This is a genomic window from Roseateles sp. P5_E1 (assembly GCF_054049335.1).
The window spans coordinates 1-1098 of record NZ_JBFUMN010000133.1; the positions used below are offsets into that span (position 1 = coordinate 1).

General features: G+C 70.7%; 1 protein-coding gene. It reads right to left on the bottom strand.

Features of this window, described 5'->3' with window-relative positions:
• On the bottom strand, nucleotides 1–1098 hold a 1098-nt coding region (locus ACXJKJ_RS30120; RefSeq protein WP_457395012.1), incomplete at both ends, for an asparagine synthetase B family protein.

Genomic DNA, 1098 nt, shown 5'->3' on the forward strand with positions numbered 1-1098 from the left:
TGCCGGCCCCGGTGGCCCCCTTCACCGCCGCGACCGGGTCGCGCCAGCGCGAGATGCGGTTGCGGTACACATCGCCGATGCCGCGCGCGCCAGTCTCGGCCAGCAGCGCGGCCAGGCCGCCGGTGCGCGAGGCCTCACCCTGGGTCTGCGAATGGGCCGCCATCCAGCGCCGCAGCGGTGCCGGCACTTTGCCGAGCATCGCCCAGTTGCGCAGCGCACGCTGGTAGCGGCTGTAGCCGAAGAACAGCTCATCGCCGCCGTCGCCCGACAGCGCCACGGTGACCGACCCGCGCGCCAGCCTGGCCACCAGCGCGGTGGGCACCTGCGAGGCATCGGCAAAGGGCTCGTCGAACATCGCGGGCAACTGTGGCACCACCGCCAGCGCGTCGGCGCCGCTGACATACAGCTCGGTGTGATCGGTGCCCAGGTGTTGCGCCAGCGCCTTGGCCAGCGGCGCCTCGTCGTGATCCGAATCCTGGAACCCGATGCTGAAACTGTGGATCGGCGTGGACGACTGCGACTGCATCAGCGCGGCCACCACCGATGAATCGGTGCCGCCGGAGAGGAATACGCCGACAGGCACGTCGGCCACCATCCGCAGCCCCACCGCGTCACGCAGCAGGCCGTCCAGCTGCGCCTCGGCATCGTCGTCGCTGCCGATGAACGGCAACGCCAGCGCCTGCTGCATGCGCTCGCGCGCATTCCAGAACGGCACCTGCTGCTGGTCCGGCCGGTGTGCGGCGGCACCGGCGGCAACGGTGGCCGCGTCCAGGCGCAGCACCCGCCCCGGCATCAGCTTGAAGCAGCGCGCATGGATGCAGTGCGGGGCGGGAATGTAGTCCAGCCGCAGCAGCAGGGTCAGCGCGTCGCGGTCGACGTCGTTGTCGAAGGCCGGGTGCTGCCACAGCGCCTTCAACTCCGATCCGAACACCAGCGCATCGCCGGCCCAGCCGTAATACAGCGGCTTCTTGCCGACCCGGTCGCGGGCCAGCCAAAGACACTGCTCGGCGTGGTCCCAGAGCGCGATGGCGAACATGCCGTTCGCACGCTGCAGGGTTTCATCCAGCCCCCACGCCACGAACGCGGCCAGCAGCACCT